Genomic DNA, 5,090 nt, shown 5'->3' on the forward strand with positions numbered 1-5,090 from the left:
TAGGTCTTTTTTTCACCTTGCATTTGGTATTGCACTTCATGTGTTAATCTAAGAAAATAAAAAATAACTGGGCACAAAAAAACACCTCAACGTCCTAAGACCATTGAGGTGTTTTATTTGTTGCGATTGAAACGGGTTTGACTATCTCTCCGATAAAAACCAAAGACGGTTTACCCTCGTTGAACAATCACTCACAAAAATTATAGCGATGCCAAGGCTTCGTTGAATAGTGCGCTTGGACGCATGGCTTTTTTCGCAAGCTCCTCATCGGCGTAGTAGTAGCCTTTGATATCGACTGGCTTACCTTGAGCGTCGTTGAACTCTTTGACAATTGCGTCTTCGTTTTCTGTAAGCTTTTGCGCCAATGGCGTGAACTGTGCTTTTAACTCGCTATCTTGATCCTGCGCCGCCAGCTCTTCAGCCCAATATTTGGCCAGATAGAAATGGCTGCCACGGTTGTCAAGCTCACCAGTTTTACGTGATGGTGATTTGTCATTCAGCAGCAGTTTTTCGGTCGCGGTATCGAGCGTATCGGCCAATACTTGAGCTTTAGCATTGTTGTCGTTGCTGGCCAAATGCTCCAAAGAGACGTTCAAGGCCAAGAACTCACCAAGTGAATCCCAACGTAGATGGTTTTCTTCGGTGAGCTGCTCAACATGCTTTGGTGCAGAACCACCTGCACCCGTCTCAAACAAACCGCCGCCTTTCATGAGTGGCACAACCGATAGCATCTTAGCACTGGTACCAAGCTCTAGGATTGGGAACAAGTCAGTGAGGTAATCACGTAAGATGTTACCAGTCGCAGAGATAGTATCGAGGCCACGAGCGACACGCTCTAGGGTATAACGCATGGCGCGAACCTGAGACATGATTTCGATGTGTAAACCGTCAGTATCATGATCTTTTAGATACATTTTAACTTTCTTGATGAGCTCGTTCTCATGTGGACGGTATGGGTCGAGCCAAAAGATAACAGGCGTATTTGATTCACGGGCACGGCGTACAGCAAGCTTGACCCAGTCTTGGATAGGCTCATCTTTAACCTGACACATGCGCCAGATATCGCCTTTTTCAACGCGTTTTTCGAGCAAGACTTCGTCGGTCTCAACGTCGACGATACGAGCAATACCAGCATCGCTAGATTCAAAGGTCTTGTCATGCGAGCCGTATTCTTCTGCTTTTTGTGCCATTAGGCCGACATTTGGTACGGTACCCATGGTCGTTGGATCAAAGTTGCCATGCCATTTGCAGAAGTTAATCATTTCTTGGTAAATACGAGCAAAGGTAGACTCTGGCATGACGGCTTTACAGTCATACATTTTGCCATCAGCGCCCCACATTTTACCGCCTGAACGAATCATCGCTGGCATAGAGGCATCAACGATGACATCACTTGGTGAATGGAAGTTGGTGATACCTTTGGCCGAGTCAACCATGGCCAGACGTGGGCGATGCTCCTGACAAGCATGTAGGTCGCGCTCAATTTCTTCACGCGTTGAAGTTGGCAAAGTAGCAATCTTGTCGTATAAATCTGCCATACCGTTGTTGACGTTGATGCCAAGTTCATCAAAGAGTTCGCCATGCTTTTCAAACGCTTCTTTGTAGTAAATGCGAACCGCATGACCAAACACGATGGGGTGTGAGACTTTCATCATGGTGGCTTTGACGTGTAGTGAGAACAAGATACCCGCTTCGCGGCAATCTTCCATTTCACGCTCATAGAATTCAAGCAAGGCTTTTTTGCTCATGACCATCAAATCGATGACTTCTTTGTCTAGTAGATCGATTTTAGGTTTCAATACTTTTTTGGTGCCGTCGTCTAGCAATAGCTCCATGCGAACCGTGCGCGCCTTATCTAGGGTCATAGATTGCTCGCCATCATAGAAGTCGCCGCCATGCATGTGTGATACATGTGTGCTTGACCATTGCTTCCATTCACCCATTGAATGTGGATGCTTGCGTGCATAGTTTTTAACGGCTTTTGGTGCGCGGCGGTCTGAGTTACCTTCACGTAGTACTGGGTTCACAGCACTGCCTAAGCTCTTACCATAGCGCTTACGTAGCTCTTTTTCTTCATCCGTTTGTGGATCATCTGGAAAGTCAGGGATGGCATAGCCTTTACCTTGCAGCTCTTTGATGGCTGCTTTGAGCTGCTGTACAGAGGCACTGATATTTGGCAGTTTGATGATGTTGGTGTTGGGGTCTTGAGTCAGGCGACCAAGCTCAGCTAGGTTGTCAGGAACACGTTGCTCTTCGGTCAAGTATTCAGGAAATTCAGCCAATATACGTGCCGCAACAGAGATGTCACTGGTCTCAACCTCAATACCTGCGGTCTTAGTGAACGCTTCTACAATAGGTAAAAAAGATAGTGTCGCAAGCGCAGGGGCTTCGTCAGTTTTTGTATAAATAATTTTTGACATTTTATTTGAATCTTCCTTTAGTTGTCGTTAATAATAAAGCTCGAATATAATGTTGAATATGGGTCAATGATACTATGCAATGCTCAATGATATCGTTCGAACAAGTACGTCGTATGTAGCTGCTTAGCAATATTTAAGTTAGAGATATTCAAGTTTGATAAAACATTTTCTTTTACTGATGTTCACTACAAGGGCGTTCTCAGATGGCACGTTGACTGCCCCGTAAAACTGCCAAACAGCAAGTAGCTGACAGTATATTATAATAAATCCACTATAAATTCGATAGGATGTCAATCACGTACCATGAACTAAGTATACTGTCTTCACTCATACCCTAGGGTTATAAATTATACTAAGCTAACAACGCCCTTATTCTAGCAGTCATCGGCTTCGATATCATCTTTTCAATAATATGGACGGTGTTTTATTGACCTTCATATTATTCTTGAGAAGACATAAGCATAATCCTAAAAACCACCAATGTCACGATTGGTGGTTTTTTATTGCGTCTCAAAAAACTTTGCAAATTGTGACAGCAAAACCGCAAAAATTTGCTAGGCTAGGTCATCAACAGATTGGTTATCGATAAATATATAGCGATTATAAGAGTGACGGTGAGTATGAGTTTAGAGTATGCGCTGATGAATGATACTAGCTGGCAGAGCCAGACCGATTGGCAAATGCCAGACACGCCTTTTATGTCATTTGCTTTTTGGCAGGCGCTTGCCGATACGGGCGCGATTGGCGAGCAGGCAGGGTGGCTACCGATATTTATTTTGGTGCACCGTGTCAATGATGATACTAAGGATGCCGCTCTGCAGCCTGTTGCGGTAATGCCAGTCTTTATAAAAGGCCATCATCGCGGTGAGTTCGTATTTGACCATTCATGGGCAGAGGCGTATGCGCGCTATGGTCTCGACTATTATCCAAGATTGGTCACCAGTGTGCCATATACACCGATTACCGGTCAGCGTCTTTGGCTGGCAAAAGGCGAGCGCTTAAATGAGGATATCTTCAAAACGGCCATCGCGGGTATCGATGATATCGCTCAGCAAGTCGGCGCCTCAAGCTGGCATGGGCTATTTGTGACGCCTAATCTAGCCTCTATTGCGACCACGTCTATGCCGACCGAAATTGATATAGAGCGTGCGCTAGCAGCACAAGAGCGCGGCGTAGAATCCGCGCCGATTGCGATACCGATATTCGAGCGTCAAGGCTGTCAGTTCTTATGGCAAAACAAAGACCTGCTCAATGACAGTCAGCCCTTTGCAGACTTTGATGCGTTTTTGATGACGTTAAAAGCCAAAAAGCGTAAGACTATTCGTGCGGAGCGTCGTAAAGTGGCTGAGCAAGGTATCATCTGCCAGCGAAAATGCGGCGATGCTATCAGCGATGCAGACTGGAAGGCTTTTTATCACTGTTACGTGATGACTTATGCGGTACGCGGACAGCAGCCTTATCTGACGATAGACTTTTTTATGGCATTGGCAGCGAGTATGTCTGAACATATTATGCTCGCGCAAGCGTTAGACGCGCAGGGTGAGATTATTGCCAGTAGCTTGTTCTTATATGACAGACCTGATAGTAATAGCGACAACGACGACAGTGTTGATGGCGATGTTAATAATGATGTTGATAATAGTGCGACTTTGTACGGTCGATACTGGGGCGCGCTTGGTGAGTATGACAGCTTGCATTTTGAGCTGTGTTATTACCAAGGTATTGAATTTGCTATTGAACAGAGGCTAATGTCCTTTGATCCGGGTACGCAAGGGGAGCATAAGCTGGTTCGTGGATTTATCCCAACGACCACGCACTCGCTTCACCGTATTTATGACCCGCGTTTTGTCCCTGCGATTGGCGATTTTTGTGCCAAAGATCGGATGCATATGGCACAATATCGCAAGCAAGCCCATGAGGCACTACCATTTAACGCGGACAATATGCCAGCCTTTGATACGCTTCATTGATATACACCATTGATGCCAACCATTAATAATAGCCTGCAGGCATTTACTTTACACATTTCACGATTAGCCGTTAACTATGTCCACAAACTCTATTGCTAGTATTGCCACCTCTCTGCCTCCTATTGAACTCGTATCGTGGCTCAATGCTGAAGGTTCGCTCACAGCCATGCTAGAAGAGAAGGCAGGGCAGCCGTTACGAGTGGAGCGTAGCTTTGAGGGTTATCGGCTATTGACGCTGCAACAAAAGCAACAACTGGGTCTGCAAGGCTCAGCGCTAAATCGTCCACTGCTGGCGTGGATACGTGAAGTACTGCTATACGGCAATGACGAGCAGCCATGGGTCGGTGCGCAAAGCATCTTTCCGCTATCAAGCCTAAAAGGTAAGGCGCGACGCTTGCAGCAGCTAAAAGGTACGCCCATCGGCTATGTGTTATTTAAACGTCGGCGCACAGTGCCAAACCAGCGATTTGTGCGACAGACGAGCGAGGGCTGGCAACGGCAAACGCGCTATGACTGGTATGGTCGCTTACTACTTATCAGCGAAACCTTTTTGCCAGCATTTTTGTCCAGTGATACTTAAAAACGTTTTATTCTTATATACACAAAGAAAAAACTAGGGTCAAAAATTTGCATTGAGTAAAACCTTTAGGGCGTGTTGAACATTCGCAAATAGGCACTGCTGATCGCTAAAATTGTTCCA

Annotated in this window: 3 protein-coding genes; 2 read left to right on the top strand and 1 reads right to left on the bottom strand. The window is 45.7% G+C overall.

Features of this window, described 5'->3' with window-relative positions; genetic code table 11:
• Window positions 1-200: 200 nt before the first annotated feature.
• On the bottom strand, window positions 201-2,420 hold the full coding sequence (locus L0G63_RS13335; RefSeq protein ID WP_301451091.1) for an NADP-dependent isocitrate dehydrogenase: 2,220 nt from the start codon (window positions 2,418-2,420) through the stop codon (window positions 201-203).
• 620 nt (window positions 2,421-3,040) lie between these two features.
• Between L0G63_RS13335 and L0G63_RS13340 the strand changes: the two genes are divergently transcribed.
• Window positions 3,041-4,390, top strand: coding sequence for a GNAT family N-acetyltransferase (locus L0G63_RS13340; RefSeq protein WP_301451092.1), 1,350 nt, complete (start codon window positions 3,041-3,043; stop codon window positions 4,388-4,390).
• A 76-nt stretch (window positions 4,391-4,466) separates the two neighbouring features.
• Window positions 4,467-4,970, top strand: a complete 504-nt coding sequence (locus L0G63_RS13345) for a chorismate lyase (protein ID WP_301451093.1) — start codon at window positions 4,467-4,469, stop codon at window positions 4,968-4,970.
• Window positions 4,971-5,090 lie beyond the last annotated feature (120 nt).

The sequence above is a fragment of the Psychrobacter sp. genome (assembly GCF_030454045.1).
Lineage (GTDB): Bacteria > Pseudomonadota > Gammaproteobacteria > Pseudomonadales > Moraxellaceae > Psychrobacter.

Excerpts from the sequence above, each read along its gene's own strand:
- L0G63_RS13340 (WP_301451092.1), top strand. The coding sequence starts at position 3,041 with ATGAGTTTAGAGTATGCGCTGATGAATGATACTAGCTGGCAGAGCCAG.
- L0G63_RS13335 (WP_301451091.1), bottom strand. The coding sequence starts at position 2,420 with ATGTCAAAAATTATTTATACAAAAACTGACGAAGCCCCTGCGCTTGCG.
- L0G63_RS13345 (WP_301451093.1), top strand. The coding sequence starts at position 4,467 with ATGTCCACAAACTCTATTGCTAGTATTGCCACCTCTCTGCCTCCTATT.